A 20,568-nucleotide genomic window follows, 5' to 3' on the forward strand; every position below is an offset into this window, starting at 1 on the left:
GGCACATCTGTCGTGGAGTACTTCCCGCTGATCATGCTGGCCGTGCTGGCCGTCGTGCTGTTCGTGCTGCCCGCGCGGCAGCGCAAGCGCATGCAGGAGCAGACCGCGGCCATGCAGGCCTCGCTCACGATCGGCACGCCGGTCATGACGACCAGCGGCCTGCACGGCACCGTCGCCGCGCTCGGTGACACCACGCTCGACCTGGAGATCGCCCCCGGCGTCGTCGTCACCTTCGCCCGTCAGGCCGTCCTCGAGGTGCGGCGCCCGGCCGACGCGACGCAGGCGGTCGACGACGACCCCTCGCGTCCGGCCGACGGCACCGTCTGACCCGGCGGACCCCGGTGGCCAACCGCTCGCTCCCCGCGGGCCGCTACTTCGGCGCGTTCGCGCTGATCGTCGCCCTCCTCTACGGGCTGGTCTTCTTCACCGGAGACACCCGCAGCCCGCAGCTCGGTCTCGACCTGCGCGGTGGGACGACCGTCACCCTGACCGCCCGCACGCCCGACGGCCAGGCACCGGCCCAGGAGGACCTGGAGCTGGCCCGCCGGATCATCGAGCAGCGGGTGAACGGCCTCGGCGTCGCCGAGGCCGAGGTGGTCACCGAAGGTGACTCCAACATCGTCATCTCGGTCCCCGGGGACGACGGCGAGCAGGCCCGCGAGCTCGGCGCCACGGCGCAGCTCCGCTTCCGCCCGGTGATCGAGGGGCCGGCCGCGGCCGCCCCGGCCGAGGACGCCGGCACCGAGGAGTCCGCCGACGAGGGCGCCGAGACCGCCGACGGCGCCGCCGGTGACGAGGCCACCGTCGACGAGGCGGCCGGGGACGAGGCAGCGGGCGACGAGGCGACCGCCGACGGCGCCGTCGAGGACCCGGCGCTGCCCGATCCCGGCGCCCCGGCCGTGACGCAGGAGGAGGCCGCCGCGGAGTTCGCCACGCTGACCTGCGAGGCGGAGAACGTGACCGGCGACGTCGACCGGCCGGAGTCCTACGTGGCCGCGTGCAGCGCGGACGGCGCCGTCAAGTACCTGCTCGGCCCCACGATCATCGAGGGCACCGAGATCGCGGACGCGAGCGCCGCGACCGACCCGACCGACGGCAGCTGGATCGTGCTCCTGGACTTCGAGTCCGGCGGCCGCGCGACCTGGGCGGCCTACACCGCCGCCAACGTCGGGGCCAGCGTCGCCTTCACCCTCGACGGCCGCGTCGTCTCGGCGCCGAGGATCAACCAGGCGATCAGCGGCCAGACGACGATCAGCGGCGACTTCGACCAGGAGTCGGCCACCGAGCTGGCCAACCAGCTCAAGTACGGCGCGCTGCCGCTGACCTTCACCCAGGCCACCGCGCAGTCGATCTCCACCGAGCTCGGCGAGGAGCAGCTCGAGGCGGGCCTGATCGCCGGCGCCCTCGGCATCGCGCTGGTCTTCGTCTACGCGCTGTTCTACTACCGGCTGCTCGGCCTGGTCATGATCGCCAGCCTGGCGCTGTCCGCGCTCGTGGTCTACGGCGCCCTGGTGGTGCTGGGCCGGGAGATCGGCTTCACGCTGAGCCTCGCCGGCATCGCCGGGTTCATCGTCTCGATCGGCATCACCGCCGACTCGTTCGTCGTCTACTTCGAGCGCCTCAAGGACGAGATCCGCGAGGGCCGGTCGCTGCGGTCGGCCGTGCCGCGGGCCTGGGTCCGCGCGCGGCGCACGATCCTCTCCGCCGACGCGGTCAGCTTCCTCGCGGCGGCGATCCTCTACCTGCTGGCGATCGGTGACGTGAAGGGCTTCGCCTTCACCCTCGGCATGTCGACGGTGCTCGACCTCGTCGTCGTCTTCCTCTTCACCCACCCGCTCATGGCGGTGCTGTCCCGGTTCAAGGGCTTCGGCAAGAACCGGTTCTCCGGCCTCGGCCAGGTCGAGCACACCCGCCGTGCGGCCACCGGCGCGCCGGCCCGCGACCGCGAGCTCGTCGGTGCGGCCTCCGGGGCCGGCCGCCAGGACAGGAGCACCTCATGACCCGCCCCACGGACCCGGCGGAGCAGTCGCCGGAGGAGGCGCCGGTGGGCGCCGGCGAGGACGCGCTCGCCGACGCCGGCCTGCCCCAGGACCCCGGCGGCGAGGGCACCCCGGCGGCTCCGGCGACCGGCGGTGGCCGGCGGGCCGGCCTCACGCACCGGCTGTACAACGGCGAGGCCGGGCTGGACGTCGTCGGGCGCAGCCGGCTGATCTACAAGGTCACCGCGGTCGTCGTGCTGCTGTGCCTCGCCTCGATGGTCTTCCGGGGCTTCAACTTCGGCATCGACTTCGAGGGCGGCAACAGCTTCCGGCTGCCCGGCACCGAGCAGCAGCTCCAGGACGCCCGGGCCGCGGCGGAGGACGCCGGTGCCGAGGTGGCCACCGCCCAGGTCGTCGGTGGGAACACGCTACTCATCCGCACCGAGCAGCTGGACAACGACACCGAGCGCGCCGTCGTCGAGTCGCTGGCCGACGCGACCGGGATCGACGCGAACCAGGTCAGCCCCGAGTCGGTGAGCGCCGAGTGGGGCCAGGACATCACCAGCCAGGCGCTCGTGGCGCTGGTGGTCTTCCTCGTCGCCGTCGTGCTGTTCCTGGCCGTGCGCTTCCAGCCGAAGATGGCGGTCGGCGCCATGGGGGCGCTCGCGCACGACATCATCGTGACCGCCGGGGTCTACTCGCTGATCGGGTTCGAGGTGACCCCGTCGACCGTGATCGGGTTCCTCACCATCCTCGGCTTCTCCCTGTACGACACCGTCGTGGTGTTCGACAAGGTGGACGAGAACACCCGCGACCTCGAGCGCAGCGCCCGCATGACCTGGGGCGAGGCGGCGAACCTGGCGGTCAACCAGACGCTGATGCGGTCGATCAACACCTCGATCATCGCGCTGCTGCCGGTCGCCGGCCTGCTGTTCGTCGGTGCCGGGCTGCTCGGCGTCGGCACCCTCAAGGACCTCGCGCTCGTGCTGTTCGTGGGCCTGGCCGCCGGCACCTACTCGTCGATCTTCCTGGCGACGCCGATCGTGGCCGACCTCAAGGAGCGCGAGCCGGCCCAGGCCGCGCTGCGCCGCCGGGTCCTGGCCCGGCGCTCCTCGGCGGCCCGTACCGGCGGCGTGCCGGCCGGTCCGGTGGCCAGCGCCCGCCGGCGCCGGTCCGGCGGCGCCACCGCCGTGGCCGACCTGCCGGAGGCGGTGGCCGCCGACGTGGTCGTCGAGTCGCCGTCGTCGGTGCGGCCGGAGCCGGCCCGCGGTGCGACCGCGGCGCCGCGTCCCGGTGCCCGTCCGCAGCGCCCCGACTCCCGCCGGCCCGCGGCCAAGCGACGCCGGTGAGCGGCACCACCGCCGAGCAGCCGCTCGACGAGCTCATCGCCTCGCTCACCGTCGACGTCCCGGACCACCCGGAGCCCGGCGTCGTCTTCCGCGACCTCACCCCGGTCTTCGCCGACGGGCCGGCCTTCCGGCGCATGGTCGACGGGCTGGCGGCGCCTGCGGTGTCCGACCCGCGGGCGGCCGCGCTGGCGGACAGCGGGTCCGGTCCCCGGGACTTCGACGTCGTCGTCGGCGTGGAGGCGCGCGGATTCCTGCTCGCCGCGGCCGTCGCGCTGGACGCCGGGGTCGGCGTCGTCCCGGTGCGCAAGGCCGGGAAGCTGCCGCGCGAGCGGATCGCCGCCGACTACGCGCTGGAGTACGGCACCGCGACCCTGGAGCTGCACTCGGACTCCATCCGGCCGGGTCAGCGGGTGCTGGTCGTCGACGACGTCCTGGCCACCGGCGGCACGCTGGCGGCGGCGGTGGCGCTCGTCGAGCAGCTGGGCGGCGTGGTCGCCGCGGTCGCGGTGGTCGTCGAGCTGGCCGCGCTCGGTGGCCGGCAGGTGCTGGCGCCGCACACCGTGCACTCCCTCTGGACCACCTGACGGGGGAGGCGGGGCTCCCGGGCGCGGCGCCCCCGCGCCCGGTCCCGCTAGGATGGTGGAGGTCCCCCCTCTGCCAGCCGCAGGAGTCGCCGTGGCCTCCGAAGTAGCCGCCGACACGGCTGCCGCGCCGCCCGGTCCGGCCGCGGGGACGCAGGCCACCGCCCCCGGGCCGGCGGGCGACGCGCCGGTCCGGAGCCCGCTGCCCGAGCGCCCCGTGGTGCGCCGTCCCGACGACGTCGGCGCCGAGCCGCTCGACCCGGAGTCGGGCGCGCCGCGGCGCCGGGTGCGCGACCGGCTGGCCCGGCGGATCGTCGCCGGTCAGCGCAGCGGCCTGGTGCGGCCGGTGCTCGAACCGCTCGCCGCCCTGCACCGGCAGAGCCACCTCAAGGCCGACCTGGCGCTGCTGCAGCGCGCCTACGACGTCGCCGAGGCGGCGCACTCCGCGCAGAAGCGCAAGAGCGGCGACCCGTACATCACCCACCCGCTCGCCGTCGCCACCATCCTCGCCGGGCTCGGGATGGACACGACCACCCTGATCGCGGCGCTGCTGCACGACACCGTCGAGGACACCGGCGTCACCCTGGAGACGATCACCACCGACTTCGGGTCGGAGGTCGCCCACCTCGTCGACGGCGTCACCAAGATCGACAAGGTCAAGCTGGGTGACGCCGCCCAGGCCGAGACCATCCGCAAGATGATCGTCGCGATGTCCCGCGACCCGCGGGTGCTGGTCATCAAGCTGGCCGACCGGCTGCACAACATGCGCACGCTGCGCTTCCTCCCGCCCGAGAAGCAGGAGAAGAAGGCGCGCGAGACGCTGGAGATCCTCGCTCCGCTGGCCCACCGGCTGGGCATGAACACGATCAAGTGGGAGCTCGAGGACCTCGCGTTCGCCACGCTGTACCCCAAGCGCTACGACGAGATCGTGCGGCTGGTGGCCGAGCGGGCGCCGTCCCGGGACACCTACCTGGCCGAGGTGACCACGACGGTCAACGAGCAGCTCAAGGCGGCCAAGATCGACGCCGTCGTCACCGGCCGGCCCAAGCACTACTACTCGATCTACCAGAAGATGATCGTCCGCGGCCGGGACTTCACCGACATCTGGGACCTCGTCGGGATCCGCATCCTGGTCGACTCGGTGCGGGACTGCTACGCCGCGCTGGGCATCATGCACGCCCACTGGCAGCCGGTGCCGGGCCGCTTCAAGGACTTCGTGGCGATGCCGAAGTTCAACATGTACCAGTCGCTGCACACGACGGTGATCGGCCCGCAGGGCAAGCCGGTCGAGCTGCAGATCCGCACGCACGACATGCACCGCACCGCCGAGTACGGCATCGCCGCGCACTGGAAGTACAAGGAGAAGGCCCGCGCCGGCGGCAAGCCGAGCGCCGGGGAGTTCGGCGCCCCGCCGAAGGCCGGCTCGCCCGACGACATGCTGTGGCTGCGCCAGCTGCTGGACTGGCAGCGCGAGGCCCAGGAGCCCGGCGAGTTCCTCGAGACGCTGCGCTACGACCTCGGCCCGCAGGAGGTCTTCGTCTTCACGCCGAAGGGCGACGTCGTCAGCCTCCCCGGCGAGGCGACGCCGGTCGACTTCGCGTTCGCGGTGCACACCGAGGTCGGCTACCGGACGATCGGCGCCCGGGTCAACGGCTCGCTGGTCTCCCTGGACAGCAAGCTGACCAACGGCGACGTCGTCGAGATCTTCACCTCCAAGTCGCCCACCGCCGGCCCGTCGAAGGACTGGCTGACCTTCGTCGGCTCGTCGCGGGCCCGCACGAAGATCCGGCAGTGGTTCACCAAGGAGCGCCGCGAGGACGCGGTCGAGGCCGGCAAGGAGGCCCTGACCCGCGCCATGCGCAAGGCGGGCCTGCCGCTGCAGCGGCTGCTCGGCGGCGAGGCGCTGTCGACGCTGGCCAAGGACCTCCGCTTCGCCGACGTCACCGCCCTGTTCGCGGCGGTGGGGGAGAACCAGCTCTCGGCCGCCTCCGTGGTCGAGAAGCTCATGACCGCCCTCGGCGGCAGCGAGGGGGCCGCCGAGGACATCGCCGAGACGGCGATCCCGACCCGCCGCCCGGTCGCGCGCCGCGCCGCCGGCGGGGACCCGGGGATCATCGTGCACGGGATGACCGACGTCTGGGCCAAGCTCGCCAAGTGCTGCACCCCGGTGCCCGGGGACGACATCCTCGGCTTCGTCACCCGCGGCGGCGGCGTCAGCGTGCACCGGACCGACTGCACCAACGCCGGCGACCTGCGGAGCAAGCCTGAACGCCTGGTCGAGGTCGAGTGGGCGTCGTCGCCGGGCTCGGTGTTCCTGGTGGCCATCCAGGTGGAGGCCCTCGACCGGCACCGGCTGCTCTCCGACGTCACCAAGGCCCTGGCCGACGAGCGGGTCAACATCCTCTCCGCCTCGGTGCAGACCAGCCGCGACCGCGTGGCGGTCAGCCGGTTCACCTTCGAGCTCGCCGACCCGGCGCACCTCGGCGCCGTCCTGCAGACGGTGCGCAACGTGGAGGGCGTCTTCGACGTCGAGCGCGTCACCGCGTAACAGGCGGTACGCTCCCTGGCCGCGGTGCCGGCCGGCAGGCCGACGAGGTCACAGCACGGCCATGTCCTCGATGGTCACCGGGATGACCGGCGCGCCGTCACCGGGGCCTTCGGCGCCCTCGACGCCACCGGCCGCGACCTCGTCCAGCACCGCCAGCCCGGCCTCGTCGATCGAGCCCACGACGGTGTACTCCGGCGGCAGCTCGGTGTCGACGAAGGTGAGGAAGAACTGGCCGCCGGTGCTGTTGGGCGCGGCGGTCTTCGCCATGGCGATCGTGCCCCGCGGATAGGTCGTCTCCGGGGTGACCTCCTCGGCGTACTTGTAGCTCGGGCCGCCGGCGCCGGTGCCGGTCGGGTCGCCGCACTGCAGGACGCCGAAGGTCTCGGCGTTGACCAGCCGGTGGCAGGAGGTGCCGTCGTAGAAGTCCTGCTCGGTCAGGTACACGAAGCTGGCCGCCGCGCACGGGGCCTTCGCCCGGTCCAGCGTGAGGGTGAGGTCGCCCTGGCTGGTGCTCATCAGGAGGGTGGCCGTGCCCTGGGTGGGCGTGGCCTCCGGGCTGGGCGGGGTGCCGACGTCGGTGAGGTTGGTGTTCCCCGACTCGTCGGGCAGGTACTCGCAGGTGACGGTGCCGTCGGCGTTGGTGGTGCGCGCGGCCGGCGAGCTGGTGGGGGACGACGTGGTCGGCGTCGTGGGATCGGCCGCGGTGACGTCCTCGTCGTCGCCGCCGAAGACCCCGGTGACCAGCAGCGCCACGCCCACCACGACGACGACGGCGAGCGCGGTCAGCAGGATGCCCAGGGTGCGGCGGCGCTTCTTCGCCTGCTCGGCGCGGCGCTCCAGCTGACGCTGCAGGTGGCGCTGCGCGGCTTCGCGACGCTGCTTGTTCGTGGGCACGGGTGCGGACTCCTCGGGCGGACGGGGGCGCGGTGGGCGGCCTCGACGGCGGTGCGGACGGGCGGCTGCGGCGCTGATCGGGGTGCGAGTCTAGGTGGCCGGGCTGGGGGATCCCTGGCAGCGCCGGAACCCCCGTGCGCCCCCGCGTAACCTGCACGGGTGCTCATCCGCTCGTTCCCCGCCGGCGCGTTCGGCACCAACTGCTACGCCGTCGCCTCCGGACCGGGGCAGGAGTGCGTCGTCGTCGACCCCGGCATGGACGCCGTCGAGCCCCTGGCCCGCATGCTCGCCGAGGACGGCCTCAAGCCGGTCGCGGTGGTGCTGACCCACGGCCACTTGGACCACACCTTCTCGGTGCTGCCGGTGTGTGACGGCTACGACATCCCCGCCTACCTGCACCCCGACGACTTCGGGATGCTCAGCGACCCGGTGCGCTGGCACGGGCCGCAGCTGGCCCCGCTGATCACCGGCGTCCGGCTGCCCGACCCGTCCGACGTCCGGACGCTCGACGACGGCGCGGTGCTGTCGCTGGCCGGGGTGGACCTCACCGTCCGGCACGCGCCCGGCCACACCCAGGGCTCGGTGATGTTCTCCCTCGACCTCGGCGAGGCCCCCGGCCTGCTCGCCGGCGACGTGCTGTTCGCCGGATCCGTCGGCCGGGTGGACCTGCCCGGCGGGTCGTGGGACGCGATGCTCACCTCGCTGCGCGACGTGGTCCTGCCGCTGGACGACGCGACGGTGGTGCTCCCCGGCCACGGCCCGGCGACGACGATCGGCCGGGAGCGGGCCACCAACCCCTACCTGGCCGAGGCCGCCCAGGCCCCCGCCAAGGGACGCGGGCTGTGAGCGGCGGGCTGACCGCTCCCAAGGGCACCTTCGACACGCTGCCGCCGGACTCGGCCCGGTTCCTCGCCGTCCGGGACACGCTGACCGCCCCGCTGCGCCGGGCCGGCTACGGCTACGTCGAGACGCCGGTGTTCGAGGAGACCGCCGTCTTCTCCCGCGGGGTGGGGGAGTCCACCGACGTCGTCACGAAGGAGATGTACACCTTCGACGACCGCGGCGGCCGCTCGCTGACCCTCCGCCCCGAGCTCACCGCCGGCCTGATGCGGGCCTTCATCGAGCACCGGCTGCACGGCGGGGCGCTGCCGGTGAAGCTGTGGACCGTCGGCTCGGCGTTCCGCTACGAGCGGCCGCAGGCCGGGCGGTACCGGCACTTCACCCAGGTGGACATGGAGGCGCTCGGCGTCGACGACCCGGCGCTGGACGCCGAGGTGGTGGCGCTCGGCGTCCAGGGGTTCCGGGACCTGGGGCTGACCGACTTCGAGCTGCTGCTGACCTCGCTGGGCGACGCGACCTGCCGGCCGCAGTACCGGGAGCTGCTCGTCGCCCACCTGGCGAAGCTGGACCTGGACGAGGAGACCCGGCGGCGGGCGGCGATCAACCCGCTGCGGGTGCTCGACGACAAGCGGCCCGAGGTGCAGGCCCAGCTCGACGACGCCCCGCTGATGGTCGACCACCTGTCGGACTCCACCCGGGCCCACTACGACGCCGTCCGCCAGCACCTCACCGATCTGGGGGTCTCCTGGACCGAGGCGCCGCGGCTGGTGCGCGGGCTGGACTACTACACGAAGACGACGTTCGAGTTCGTGCACTCCGGGCTCGGCGCGCAGTCGGCCATCGGCGGCGGCGGGCGCTACGACGGGCTCTCCGCGGCGCTGGGCGGGCCGGACGTCTCCGGCATCGGCTACGCCGTCGGCGTCGACCGCACGTTGCTCGCCGTCCAGGCCGAGGGCCTCGACATCGGCGCGGTGGCGGGCGTGCAGGCGTTCGTCGTCCCGCTGGGCGCCGAGGCGAAGCGGCTGGCGGTCCGGCTGGTCGGGCGGCTGCGGCAGGCCGGCGTCGCGGCCGACACCGTGTACGGCGACCGCGGGCTCAAGGGCGCGATGAAGGCGGCCGACCGGTCGGGGGCCACGCACGTCGTGGTCATCGGCGAGCGCGACCTGGCCGAGGGCGTGGGCCAGCTGAAGGATCTGCGCACCGGTGAGCAGCGGCCCGTCCCCGTGGGCGAGCTGTTCGAGACGGTGCGTGCGAGTGTGGAGGGATGAGTTCTTCGATGGAGCAGCGGCCGCTCGGCCGGACCGGGGCCGACGTCAGCGTGATCGGCCTGGGCACCTGGCAGCTCGGCGGTGACTGGGGCGACGTCGACGAGGACACCGCCGCGGAGGTCCTCGACGCCGCGCTGGACGCCGGGGTGACGCTGCTGGACACCGCCGACGTCTACGGCGACGGCCGCTCGGAGGAGCGCATCCGCAAGGCGCTGGCCCCGCGCTCGGAGCAGCCCTTCGTGGCGACCAAGGCCGGCCGGCGCGCCGATCCGTTCGAGGCCGCGCAGTACACGCCGGAGAACCTGCGGGCGTGGGTCGACCGCTCCCGCCGCAACCTCGGCGTCGACACCCTCGACCTGGTCCAGCTGCACTGCCCCCCGACCGCCGTCTACTCCGACCAGCGGGTCTACGACACCCTCGACGGGTTCGTGGCCGACGGCTCGATCGCCGCCTACGGCGTCTCGGTGGAGACCGTGGCGGAGGGGCTCACGGCGCTGCAGCACGAGGGCGTCCAGACGATCCAGGTCATCCTCAACATCTTCCGGCGCAAGCCGCTGGAGGAGCTGCTGCCCGCCGCGCGCGAGGCCGGCGTCGGGATCCTGGCGCGCGTGCCGCTGGCCAGCGGGCTGCTCACCGGCAAGTACGACGAGACGACGACGTTCCCGGCCGACGACCACCGGAACTTCAACCGCAACGGCGAGGCCTTCGACGTCGGCGAGACGTTCGCCGGCGTCCCCTTCGAGGTCGGTGTCGCCGCCGCCCGCGAGGTCGCCGCGATCGCCGGCGACGCCGTGCCCACGGCCGCCTTCGCCCTGCGCTGGGTCATCGACCAGCCCGGCGTCACCACCGTCATCCCGGGCGCGCGCAACGTCACCCAGGTCCGGGGCAACGTCGCGGCGGCCACGATGGCGCCGCTGTCGGACGCCCAGCTCGCCGACCTCGAGCGGTTGTACGACGAGCGCATCCGCCCGCACGTGCACGACCGCTGGTAACCCACCCTTCCGTCCTGAGAGGCCCGACCTTGCTTCGCACCCACGACGCCGGCACGCTCCGCGCGTCCGACGCCGGCACCACCGTCACCCTCGCCGGCTGGGTCGCCCGCCGCCGCGACCACGGCGGCGTGGTCTTCCTCGACCTGCGCGACGCCTCCGGGTACGTGCAGGTCGTCGTCCGCGAGGAAGAGGCCCACCACCTGCGCAACGAGTACTGCGTGCTCGTGACCGGTGAGGTGCGCCGCCGTCCGGAGGGCAACGAGAACCCGGAGCTGCCGACCGGTGAGGTCGAGGTCGCCACCTCCGAGCTGCGGGTGCTATCGGCCGCGGCGCCGCTGCCGTTCCCGATCGAGACCGACCAGGCCGCCTCGGACGACGTCCGCTACCGGTACCGCTACCTCGACCTGCGCCGGCAGGGGCCGGCGAAGGCGATCCGACTGCGGTCGGAGGTCAGCCGGGTGGCCCGGGGCGTGATGGCGCAGCACGGCTTCGTCGAGGTGGAGACGCCGAACCTGACCCGCTCGACGCCCGAGGGTGCCCGCGACTTCCTCGTGCCGGTGCGGCTCCAGCAGGGCAAGTGGTACGCGCTGCCGCAGTCGCCGCAGCTGTTCAAGCAGCTGCTGATGATCGGCGGGCTGGAGCGGTACTACCAGATCGCCCGGTGCTTCCGGGACGAGGACTTCCGCGCCGACCGGCAGCCGGAGTTCACCCAGCTCGACTTCGAGATGAGCTTCGTCGAGCGCGACGACGTGCTGGCGATCGCCGAGGACGTCGTCCGCTCGCTGTGGCGGGAGCTGGCCTCCTACGAGGTGCCCGAGATCCCGCGGATGACCTACCGCGAGGCGATGGACCGGTTCGGCTCCGACAAGCCCGACCTGCGGTTCGGCGTCGAGCTCACCGAGCTGACGTCCTACTTCGCCGACACCCCGTTCCGCGTCTTCCAGGCCCCCTACGTGGGCGCCGTCGTCATGCCGGGCGGCGGCTCGCAACCGCGCCGGGCGTTCGACGCGTGGCAGGACTGGGCGAAGTCGCGGGGCTACCGCGGGCTGGCCTACGTGACGATCGCCGAGGACGGCACGCTCGGCGGGCCGGTGGCGAAGAACATCTCCGACGCCGAGCGCGCCGGCCTGGTCGAGGCGGTCGGGGCGAAGCCCGGTGACTGCGTCTTCTTCGCCGCCGGGGCGCGGCGCTCGGCGCAGGAGCTGCTGGGCGCCGCCCGCAACGAGATCGCCAAGCGGCTCGAGCTCATCGAGCCCGGGTCCTGGTCGTTCCTGTTCGTCGTCGACTTCCCGATGTTCGAGGAGACCGAGGACGGCGACTGGACGTTCATGCACCACCCCTTCACCTCGCCCACGCCCGAGTGGCGCGACCGGTTCGCCGAGGACAAGGGCGCGGCGCTGTCCGACGCCTACGACATGGTGATCAACGGCAACGAGGTCATGAGCGGCTCGGTGCGCATCCACGACGCCGACCTGCAGGAGCGGGTGTTCGAGACGCTCGGGATGTCGCGCGAGGAGGCCCGGGAGCGCTTCGGGTTCTTCCTCGAGGCGTTCGCCTACGGCCCGCCCCCGCACGCCGGTGCCGCGCTCGGCTGGGACCGGCTGACCGCGCTGCTCACCGGGGTGGACTCGATCCGCGAGGTCATCGCCTTCCCGAAGACCGGCGCCGGGTTCGACCCGCTGACCGGTGCGCCGACGCCGATCACCGAGGCCCAGCGCACGGAGGCCGGCATCGACGCGAAGCCTGAGGAGCCCGCGCTGCCCGGCGAGCCGGGCGCCCCCGGCCCGTCCGACCCGACCAAGTAGTCAGCCGGTCCGCCGCGGGCCGCCGCCGGGCCGTGGCGAGGTCTCGACAGGGTTCTCCGCGCAGTCGGTCTCTGCCCACCCTGGGCGGGCAGAGACGGACTGCCCGGCACCCCTGTGGAGCCGCCTGCTCCGGCGCGGGCACGGCCGTCCTGGGCGGCACGGGTCACGCGGGAGCCGGCGGCGGTGCGCGGACGGCGGTCGGGAGCGCGGCGGCACACCAATCGCCGGTAGCGTCCCGGGCATGTCGCTGCGCGCCCGCACCCTGCTCGGTCCCGGCCCGTCCAACCCCTACCCGGAGGCGCAGGTCGCCCTGGCCCAGCCGCTGCTGGGTCATCTGGACCCGGTGTTCCTGCAGGTGCTGGACGAGACGTCCGACCGGCTCCGGCAGGTGTTCGGGACGGCGAACCGGCGCACCCTCCCGCTCTCGGCCACCGGGTCGGCGGGCATGGAGACGGCGTTCGTCAACACCGTGGGCCCCGGCGACGTCGTCGTCGTCGCGGTGAACGGGCTGTTCGGGCAGCGGATGGTCGACGTCGCCTCGCGGTGCGGGGCCGAGGTGGTCGCCGTGGAGCACGAGTGGGGGCAGCCGGTGGACGCCGAGCGCGTGCTGGCCGCGCACCCGGCGCCGAAGCTGATCGCCGCCGTGCACGCCGAGACCTCCACCGGTGTCCGATCCGACCTGGCGCCGCTCGCCGCCGGCAAGGGCGACGCCCTGCTGCTGGCCGATTGCGTGACCTCGCTCGGCGGCATCCCGGTGGAGCTGGACGACTGGGGCGTGGACCTCGCCTACTCCGGGTCGCAGAAGTGCCTCGGCGTCGCACCGGGGCTCGCCCCGTTCACCATCAACGACCGGGCCTGGGAGCGGCGGATCGAGAAGCCGCAGAGCTGGTACCTCGACCTTGGCATGCTCGGCGGGTACGCCGGCGAGGCGGCCGGCACCGGTGGGCGCACCTACCACCACACCGCGCCGACGGGCATGGTCGTGTCGCTGCACGCGGGGCTCGGACGCATCCTCGACGAGGGGCTCGACGCCGTGCACGCGCGGCACGCGGAGGCCGGGCGGCTGCTGCACGAGGGGCTGGCCGAGCTTGGTCTCGAGCTCTTCGCCGCCGAGGGGCACCGGCTCCCGGAGCTGACCACGGTGAAGGTGCCCGACGGTGTCGACTCGGCCGCGGTGCGCGCGGAGCTGCTGGAGCGCTTCGACCTCGAGATCGGCGGGGGAGTGGGCGCCTTCGCCGCGACCGTGTGGCGGATCGGTCTGATGGGCCCGAACGCCTCGCCGGCCAAGGTGGGCCTCGTGCTGGCCGCCCTGAAGGACGTCCTCGGCCGCTGACGCCGCCCGGGCGTCCCCCGCGGCCGAGTGAGCAGTTGTCGCTGCCGGTCCCGGCGCGCCCCTGCGTGTCGGCGGCACCAACTGCTCACTCGACGGTCGGTCACCACCGGGCACCGCGACTCCGCAGGGCGCCCGCGGCCCGGCTCACCACGGTGTCCAGGTGCGCGAGGTGCCTGCCGGCGAAGCGGAGCACCAGCCACCCGTCCGCCGCCATGAGCGAGTAGCGGTCGATGTCGCGCCCGAACTGCCCGGCCTCCGCGTGCTGGCGGCCCTCGTACTCCAGGGCCACCTTCCACCGTGCCCAGCCCAGGTCGGCGTGCGCGACCTCCTGACCCCACCGGTCCAGGATCGGCACCTGGACCTCGGGGGAGGGCAGTCCACCACTGATCACCGCGTACCGCACGAGGCTCTCCGGCCGGGAGGCGGCACGCGAGGTGAGCAGCGGCGCGAGGGCGCGCGCGACGACGATCCCGCGGGTGCCCCCGGCCCGCTGCAGCCGGCCGTCCAGTCGGGCCCCGTCCAGATGGCCGGACCGGAAGAGGGCGTCGCCCACGGCCACGAGCTCACCGTCGGGGAGCAGGCCCACCAGGTCCAGCCACGTCTGGGCGCCGCTGGTCGACGGCAGGCCGTGGTGCCGGACGACGTCGTCCTCGGTCAGGTGCCGGACGTGCGTGCGCAGCCGCTCCCGCCGCGGCCGGTAGGTGCCCGGGGGACGCTCACGGTCACCGGCCACCGGTGCTCGACCGGTGCGCCGAACAACGCGGCGGCGGTGAGGTGCGAGAAGACCGTGCCGGGCGGCAGCACCGGGAGCACGGCGTGGCAGGCGGCACGGAGCCCCAGCGGCACGGCCCGGGAGACGTAGACCCCGCGGGTGATGCGGCGGCCGTCGTCCCGGAGCTGCGCCCGGGTCAGGCCGGCCGCCGTGGCCAGAGCGCGCGTGTAGGTCGGTGGGAGTTCCCGGTGGTCCATGGGCCGACGGTGGGGCGCGCGCGCCCGTCACGGCCGGTCCGTCGGGGACCGGTGGACAGCCCGCGGGCCTGTGGATCCGCCGAGTGCGCAGTCGTGGTCGCCCCCGTCGGCGTGGCTGCGCGGGTCGGCGGCACCAACTGCTCACTCGGCCGGGGCGGCGATCAGCTCGCGTCGAGGCGGGCCAGCTGGTCGGGGGAGAGGGTGAGCTCGTCGGCGGCCACGGAGTCCTGGACCGACCCGATCCGGGAGGCGCCGGGGATGGGCACCACGACGTCGGCCTGGGCCAGGTGCCAGGCGAGCGCCACCCGGTACACGGACACGCCCAGCTCGCCGGCCACCTCGGTGAACGCCGGCGCCGTCGACCCCAACGAGCCGGCGGCGGTGACCCCGCCGAACGGGCTCCACGGCAGGAAGGCCAGCCCGTGGGCGGCGCAGTGCGCCAGCTCGTCGGCGGAGTGCCGCCAGCCGGGGGCGAACTGGTTCTGCACGCTCACCAGCGCCTCGCCCACGATCGTGCGGGCGACGTCGATCTGCCCGACGTCGGCGTTGGAGATGCCGACCATCCGCACCAGTCCGTCGTCGGCGAGCGCGCGCAGCGCCCCCATCGACTCCTCCCACGGCGTGGCCGGATCGGGCCGGTGGAACTGGTAGAGGCCGATCGCCTCGACGCCGAGCCGGCGCAGCGACGCCTCGCAGGCCCGGCGCAGGTAGGCCGGTGACCCGTCCAGTTCCCAGTCGGTGCCCCGCCGGGTGTGCCCGCCCTTGGTGGCGACGAGCACGTCGGCGGCGCCGGCGCCGTAGGACCGCAGGGCACCGGCCACCAGCGACTCGTTGTGCCCGAACTCCGCCTCGTCCCGGGAGTAGGCGTCGGCGGTGTCGACGAGCGTCACACCTGCGTCCAGCGCCGCGTGGACCACCGCGACGGCGTCGCCGGGCGAGGGGCGGGCGTCCTTCGTGGACAGGGGCATGGCCCCGAGCCCGATGGCGCCCACGGTCAGGTTCCCGATGCGTCGCTGCTGCACGGGGCGTGTCGTGCCCCGCGGGTAGCGTCTGAACCGTGACCTCGCTCTTCGACGACCCCGTGGAGGCGGCTGCCGAAGCGGCGGTCGACGCCGGGGCGCCGCTGGCCGTGCGGATGCGGCCGCGCGCGCTGGAGGAGGTCGTCGGCCAGCAGCACCTGCTCGGCGACCGCGCCCCGCTGCGCCGGCTGGTCGAGTCCGACGAGCCGATGTCGCTGGTCCTCTACGGCCCGCCCGGCACCGGCAAGACCACGCTCGCGCACGTCATCTCGCTGGCCACCAAGCGCCAGTTCGTGCAGCTCTCCGCCCTGGACGCCGGGGTGAAGGAGGTGCGCGCGGTCATCCAGAGCGCCAGGCGCGAGCTCACCTACGCCGGCCGCCGCACGGTGCTGTTCATCGACGAGGTGCACCGGTTCTCCAAGACCCAGCAGGACAGCCTGCTGTCCGCGGTCGAGGACCGGATCGTCAGCCTGATCGCCGCGACCACCGAGAACCCGTTCTTCTCCGTGGTCAGCCCGCTGCTGTCCCGCAGCCTGGTGCTGGCGCTGCAGCCGCTCACCGACGACGACGTCCGCGCGGTGCTGCACCGGGCGCTCACCAGCGAGCGCGGGCTCGCGGGGGCGCTGACGCTCAGCCCCGAGGCCGAGGACCACCTGGTCCGGGTGGCCGGCGGTGACGCGCGCAAGGCGCTGACCGCGCTGGAGTCCGGCGCGGGCGCCGCCCAGGCGGTCGGCGCGACGGAGATCGACCTCGCCACGCTGGAGACGGCGGTCGCGCAGGCGGCCGTGCGCTACGACCGGCAGGGCGACATGCACTACGACGTCGCCAGCGCGCTGATCAAGAGTATCCGGGGCAGCGACGTCGACGCCGCGCTGCACTACCTGGCGCGCATGGTCACGGCGGGGGAGGACCCGCGCTTCATCGCCCGCCGGCTGGTCATCAGCGCCAGCGAGGACATCGGCATGGCCGACCCCACGGCGCTGCTCACCGCGGTCGCCGCCGCGGACGCGGTCGCCTTCATCGGCATGCCGGAGGGGCACTTCCCGCTCGCGCAGGCCGTCGTCCACCTCGCCACGGCGCCCAAGTCCAACGCCGTCACCGCGGCCATGGGCGAGTCGATGGCCGACGTGCGGGCCGGGCTGGGCGGGCCGGTGCCGCCCGGGCTGCGGGACGCGCACTACGGCGGGGCGAAGAAGCTCGGCCACGGCACCAGCTACGTCTATCCGCACGCCCACCCCGACGGCGTCGTCCCCCAGCAGTACCCGCCGGACGCGCTGGTCGGGAAGGACTACTACCGGCCGACCGGCCGCGGCGCCGAGGCGCGGCTCGGGGAACGGCTGGCCAAGCTCCGGGCGATCATCAGACGACAGCGGTGACGCCCCGGCGGGGCACGGACGGCGGCGGGGGGCCGCGACTACTGTGACGAGGCCGGAGTCCGCTCCCGGCGCAGAGTCCCTTCAGAACAGGAGCACGCGTGTCCGTAGGAGAGATCGCCGGGCTGATCGCAGCCGGGGCGCTGGTGCTGCTGGTGGTCCTCGTGGCCGTGCCGCTGCTCAAGCTGGGCCGGACGCTCGACGAGACCACCCTGACCATCCGCCAGGTGCGTGAGCAGAGCGCGCCGATCCTCGGCCAGGCCAGCACCACGGTCGCGCACGTCAACAGCAACCTGGAGCGGGTCGACGACATCACCGGCAACGCCGCCAACGTCTCCAGCAACGTCGCCGCGCTCACCAGCGTCGTCGCCGCCACGCTCGGCAGCCCGCTGATCAAGGTCGCCGCCTTCAGCTACGGCGTGCGCAGCGCGACGCGGAAGAAGCGCGAGGGCCAGGCGCTGGCCGACGCCGCCGCGCGGGACAAGGCCGAGCGCCGCGCCCGCCGTGCCGCCCGGCGGGCCGCCTGATGCGCCGGCTGTTCTGGCTCGCGATGGGCGTGACCATCGGCGCGCTCGTCGTCCGCAAGCTGTCGGCCGCCGCCGAGAAGATGACGCCGGCCGGCATCGGGGCCTCGATCGCCGACGGCCTGCGCGACCTCGCCGACGCGATCGGCGACTTCGGCGCCGACATCCGCGAGGCGATGAACGAGCGGGAGCTGGAGCTGCGCGCCGGCACCGGCCTCGACGCGCCTCTCCCCGAGGCCGGTGACGCCGCGGCCCTGCGCCGCGGATCGCACGCCGCCGACCTCTGACCCCCCGGGGCCGGATCGAGCACCCCGCTCCGGCCCCCGACACCGAGAAGACCTGATGCAGACCGCCGAGATCCGCCGCCGCTTCCTGGAGCACTTCGCCCAGCGCGGCCACACCGTCGTCCCCAGCGCGTCGCTGGTCTCCCCGGACCCGTCGCTGCTGTTCACCGTCGCCGGCATGGTCCCGTTCATCCCGTACCTGACCGGCCGGGAGCCCGCGCCGTTCCCGCGGGCCACCAGCGTGCAGAAGTGCGTGCGCACCCTCGACATCGAGGAGGTGGGCAAGACCACCCGCCACGGCACGTTCTTCCAGATGAACGGGAACTTCTCCTTCGGCGACTACTTCAAGGAAGGCGCGGTCCAGCACGCCTGGGACCTGATCACCGGGCGGGTGGAGGACGGCGGGCTCGGCCTCGACCCCGAGAAGATCTGGGCGACGGTCTACCTGGACGACGACGAGGCCGCCGACGCCTGGCACCGCATCGCCGGGCTCCCGCACGAGCGGATCCAGCGCCTGGGCATGGACGACAACTACTGGTCGACCGGAGCCCCCGGCCCGGCCGGTCCCTGCTCGGAGATCTACGTCGACCGGGGCCCCGAGTTCGGGCCCGACGGCGGGCCGGCCGTCGACCGCGCCGGCGACCGGTTCCTGGAGATCTGGAACCTCGTCTTCATGCAGTACGAGCGGGGGCCGGGCGAGGGCAAGGACTTCCCGATCCTCGGCGAGCTGCCGAAGAAGAACATCGACACCGGCATGGGCCTGGAGCGGGTCGCCTACCTGCTGCAGGGCGTCGACAACATGTACGAGATCGACGAGGTCGCCCCGGTGCTGCGGCACGCGGCCGAGCTGGCCGGCGTCACCTACGGCAAGGACCGCGACGCCGACGTCCGGCTGCGCGTGGTCGCCGACCACGTGCGCAGCGGGCTCATGCTCATCGGCGACGGCGTCACGCCCGGCAACGAGGGCCGCGGCTACATCCTCCGCCGGCTGCTGCGCCGCGCCGTCCGGTCGATGAAGCTGCTCGGCGTCGACGAGGCCACGCTGCCCGAGCTGCTGCCGGTGTCCCGCGACGCGATGAGCGCGAGCTACCCGGAGCTGGCCACCGACTTCGCCCGGATCTCGGGCGTCGCCTACGCCGAGGAGGAGGCGTTCCGCCGCACCCTCACCTCCGGGACGGCGCTGTTCGACACCGCGGTGCAGCAAGCCAAGCGGGCCGGCACGCCGAGGCTCTCGGGCGACCAGGCCTTCAGCCTGCACGACACCTTCGGCTTCCCCATCGACGTCACCCTCGAGATGGCCGCCGAGCAGGGCGTCACCGTCGACGAGGAGGGGTTCCGCGCCCTGATGGCGGAGCAGCGGGACCGGGCCCGGGCCGACGCCCGCGCCAAGCGCACCGGCTCGGTCGACGTGCTGGCCTACCGGCGGCTGCTGGCCGACCACGGCCCCACCGACTGGCAGGCCTACGAGACGCTGCGCACCGACTCCCGCGTGCTCGCGATCGTGCGCGAGGGCGACGAGGAGGCCGAGCGGCCGGCCGGCCCGGGGGAGATCACCCGCGTCGTCCTGGACCGGACGCCGTTCTACGCCGAGTCCGGCGGGCAGGTCGCCGACGCCGGCATCCTGATCTGGGACGGCGGTCGCGCCGAGGTCATCGACGTGCAGCGGCCGGTGAAGGGCCTGGTCGCCCACCAGGTGCGGATCCTGGAGGGCGAGCTGCGGGACGGCGCCGAGCTCACCGCCGAGGTGGACCGCGAGTGGCGGCTGTCGGCCTGCCAGGCGCACTCGGGCACCCACGTGGTGCACGCCGCGCTGCGCCAGGTGCTCGGCCCGCAGGCACTGCAGTCGGGGTCCTACAACCGGCCGGGCTACCTGCGCCTGGACTTCGCCTGGCAGGGTGCGCTCACCCAGCAGCAGCGCACCGACATCGAGGACGTCGCCAACGCCGCCGTGCGCGCCGACCACACGGTGACCGCGTCGTACATGACGCTGCCCGAGGCGCAGGCCTTCGGCGCCCTGGCGCTGTTCGGCGAGACCTACGGCGAGCAGGTCCGCGTCGTGGAGATCGGCGGACCGTGGTCCCGCGAGCTCTGCGGTGGCACCCACGTGCGCGGCAGCGCCCAGATCGGCACCCTCGCCCTCACCGGTGAGTCCTCGGTCGGTTCGGGCGCGCGCCGCGTCGAGGCCGTCGTCGGGCTGGAGGGGTTCCGGTACCTCGCGCGCGAGCGCGACCTGGTGCGCCAGCTGGCCGATCTGCTCAAGTCCCCGCAGGACGGACTGGTCGACCGGGTGAGCGGCATGGTCGCCCGCCTCCGCGACCTCGACCGCGAGCTGGCCGACCTGCGCGCCCGGCAGAGCGTGGCCGCGGCCGGCGAGCTGGCCGCCTCCGCCCGGGACGTCGGCGGGGTCGCCGTGGTCACCGGCGCGCCGGCGGGCCTGGGCGGCGGCGATCTGCGCACCCTGGCGCTGGACATCCGGGGGCGGCTGGGGTCCGACCGCCCGGCGGTCGTGCTGCTGGCCTCGGACTCCGGTGGCAAGGTGGCACTGGTGGCGGCGCTGAACCCGGGTGCGGTCGCGCAGGGACTGTCGGCCAACGACGTCCTGAAGGCCGCCTCGGCCCCGGTCGGCGGGCGAGGTGGCGGCAAGTCCGACGTCGCCCAGGGCGGCGGAACCGATCCCGCGGGGATCCCCGCGGCGTTGCAGGCCGGCGAGCAGGCGGTCGCGGCCGCCAGTGGGAGGTAGACCAACGTGTCCGGAACCGAGCACAGCCCCGAGGACACCGGCCCGGTCGGCGGCCGGCGGCGGGAGCTGC

General features: G+C 74.1%; 18 protein-coding genes. 14 read left to right on the top strand and 4 right to left on the bottom strand.

What is annotated here, in order from left to right:
- Positions 1-12 precede the first annotated feature (12 nt).
- The 5 genes from yajC to ACI790_RS15480 all read left to right on the top strand — a co-directional run bounded on the left by yajC (position 13) and on the right by ACI790_RS15480 (position 6,457).
- Positions 13-327: a preprotein translocase subunit YajC gene (yajC, locus tag ACI790_RS15460; protein ID WP_456570668.1), complete on the top strand. Its 315-nt coding sequence runs from the start codon at positions 13-15 to the stop codon at positions 325-327.
- Between the two features lie 14 nt (positions 328-341).
- Positions 342-2,000, top strand: a complete 1,659-nt coding sequence (secD, locus tag ACI790_RS15465; protein ID WP_456570669.1) for a protein translocase subunit SecD — start codon at positions 342-344, stop codon at positions 1,998-2,000.
- On the top strand, positions 1,997-3,328 hold the full coding sequence (secF, locus tag ACI790_RS15470; protein WP_456570670.1) for a protein translocase subunit SecF: 1,332 nt from the start codon (positions 1,997-1,999) through the stop codon (positions 3,326-3,328). The genes secD and secF overlap by 4 nt, the downstream gene beginning before the upstream one ends.
- Positions 3,325-3,912 (top strand): adenine phosphoribosyltransferase, encoded by a 588-nt coding sequence (locus ACI790_RS15475; protein ID WP_456570671.1) that lies wholly within the window; start codon positions 3,325-3,327, stop codon positions 3,910-3,912. Before secF ends, ACI790_RS15475 begins: the two co-directional genes overlap by 4 nt.
- A 91-nt stretch (positions 3,913-4,003) precedes the next feature.
- The gene (locus ACI790_RS15480; RefSeq protein WP_456570672.1) at positions 4,004-6,457 is read left to right on the top strand and encodes a RelA/SpoT family protein; all 2,454 of its coding nucleotides are present in this window, start codon (positions 4,004-4,006) and stop codon (positions 6,455-6,457) included.
- Positions 6,458-6,505: 48 nt separating this feature from the next.
- Here ACI790_RS15480 and ACI790_RS15485 read toward each other — a convergent pair whose 3' ends face one another.
- A complete protein-coding gene (locus ACI790_RS15485; protein WP_456570673.1) occupies positions 6,506-7,351 on the bottom strand; it encodes a peptidylprolyl isomerase in 846 nt (281 codons plus the stop codon).
- 159 nt (positions 7,352-7,510) lie between these two features.
- On the opposite strand from ACI790_RS15485, the gene ACI790_RS15490 reads away from it, so the two are divergent.
- The 5 genes from ACI790_RS15490 to ACI790_RS15510 all read left to right on the top strand — a co-directional run bounded on the left by ACI790_RS15490 (position 7,511) and on the right by ACI790_RS15510 (position 13,589).
- Positions 7,511-8,197, top strand: a complete 687-nt coding sequence (locus ACI790_RS15490) for an MBL fold metallo-hydrolase (protein WP_456570674.1) — start codon at positions 7,511-7,513, stop codon at positions 8,195-8,197.
- Positions 8,194-9,459, top strand: a complete 1,266-nt coding sequence (hisS, locus tag ACI790_RS15495; protein ID WP_456570675.1) for a histidine--tRNA ligase — start codon at positions 8,194-8,196, stop codon at positions 9,457-9,459. Before ACI790_RS15490 ends, hisS begins: the two co-directional genes overlap by 4 nt.
- Positions 9,456-10,451 carry an aldo/keto reductase gene (locus ACI790_RS15500; protein ID WP_456570676.1) on the top strand — a complete coding sequence of 332 codons (996 nt, stop codon included), beginning with the start codon at positions 9,456-9,458 and terminating at the stop codon, positions 10,449-10,451. The genes hisS and ACI790_RS15500 overlap by 4 nt, the downstream gene beginning before the upstream one ends.
- Positions 10,452-10,480: 29 nt before the next feature.
- Positions 10,481-12,256, top strand: coding sequence for an aspartate--tRNA ligase (gene aspS, locus ACI790_RS15505; protein WP_456570677.1), 1,776 nt, complete (start codon positions 10,481-10,483; stop codon positions 12,254-12,256).
- Positions 12,257-12,497: 241 nt separating this feature from the next.
- Complete coding sequence (locus tag ACI790_RS15510; RefSeq protein ID WP_456570678.1) at positions 12,498-13,589, top strand: pyridoxal-phosphate-dependent aminotransferase family protein; 1,092 nt, start codon at positions 12,498-12,500, stop codon at positions 13,587-13,589.
- Between the two features lie 100 nt (positions 13,590-13,689).
- Here ACI790_RS15510 and ACI790_RS15515 read toward each other — a convergent pair whose 3' ends face one another.
- The 3 genes from ACI790_RS15515 to ACI790_RS15525 form a co-directional block, all read right to left on the bottom strand.
- Positions 13,690-14,322: a hypothetical protein gene (locus ACI790_RS15515; protein ID WP_456570679.1), complete on the bottom strand. Its 633-nt coding sequence runs from the start codon at positions 14,320-14,322 to the stop codon at positions 13,690-13,692.
- On the bottom strand, positions 14,244-14,558 hold the full coding sequence (locus ACI790_RS15520; protein WP_456570680.1) for a hypothetical protein: 315 nt from the start codon (positions 14,556-14,558) through the stop codon (positions 14,244-14,246). The genes ACI790_RS15515 and ACI790_RS15520 overlap by 79 nt, the downstream gene beginning before the upstream one ends.
- Before the next feature lie 161 nt (positions 14,559-14,719).
- On the bottom strand, positions 14,720-15,580 hold the full coding sequence (locus tag ACI790_RS15525) for an aldo/keto reductase (RefSeq protein WP_456570681.1): 861 nt from the start codon (positions 15,578-15,580) through the stop codon (positions 14,720-14,722).
- A 35-nt stretch (positions 15,581-15,615) separates the two neighbouring features.
- Here ACI790_RS15525 and ACI790_RS15530 point away from each other — a divergent pair, with 35 nt between their 5' ends.
- From ACI790_RS15530 to alaS, 4 genes are all read left to right on the top strand, one after another.
- Entirely contained in the window at positions 15,616-16,953 is a 1,338-nt protein-coding gene (locus ACI790_RS15530; RefSeq protein WP_456570682.1) for a replication-associated recombination protein A, read from the top strand.
- 98 nt (positions 16,954-17,051) lie between these two features.
- Positions 17,052-17,477 (top strand): DUF948 domain-containing protein, encoded by a 426-nt coding sequence (locus tag ACI790_RS15535; RefSeq protein WP_456570683.1) that lies wholly within the window; start codon positions 17,052-17,054, stop codon positions 17,475-17,477.
- Positions 17,477-17,761 (top strand): hypothetical protein, encoded by a 285-nt coding sequence (locus tag ACI790_RS15540; RefSeq protein ID WP_456570684.1) that lies wholly within the window; start codon positions 17,477-17,479, stop codon positions 17,759-17,761. The genes ACI790_RS15535 and ACI790_RS15540 overlap by 1 nt, the downstream gene beginning before the upstream one ends.
- A 55-nt stretch (positions 17,762-17,816) precedes the next feature.
- Positions 17,817-20,498: an alanine--tRNA ligase gene (alaS, locus tag ACI790_RS15545; RefSeq protein WP_456570685.1), complete on the top strand. Its 2,682-nt coding sequence runs from the start codon at positions 17,817-17,819 to the stop codon at positions 20,496-20,498.
- The last annotated feature ends 70 nt before the right edge of the window (positions 20,499-20,568 follow it).

The sequence above is a fragment of the Blastococcus sp. SYSU DS0539 genome (assembly GCF_054050855.1).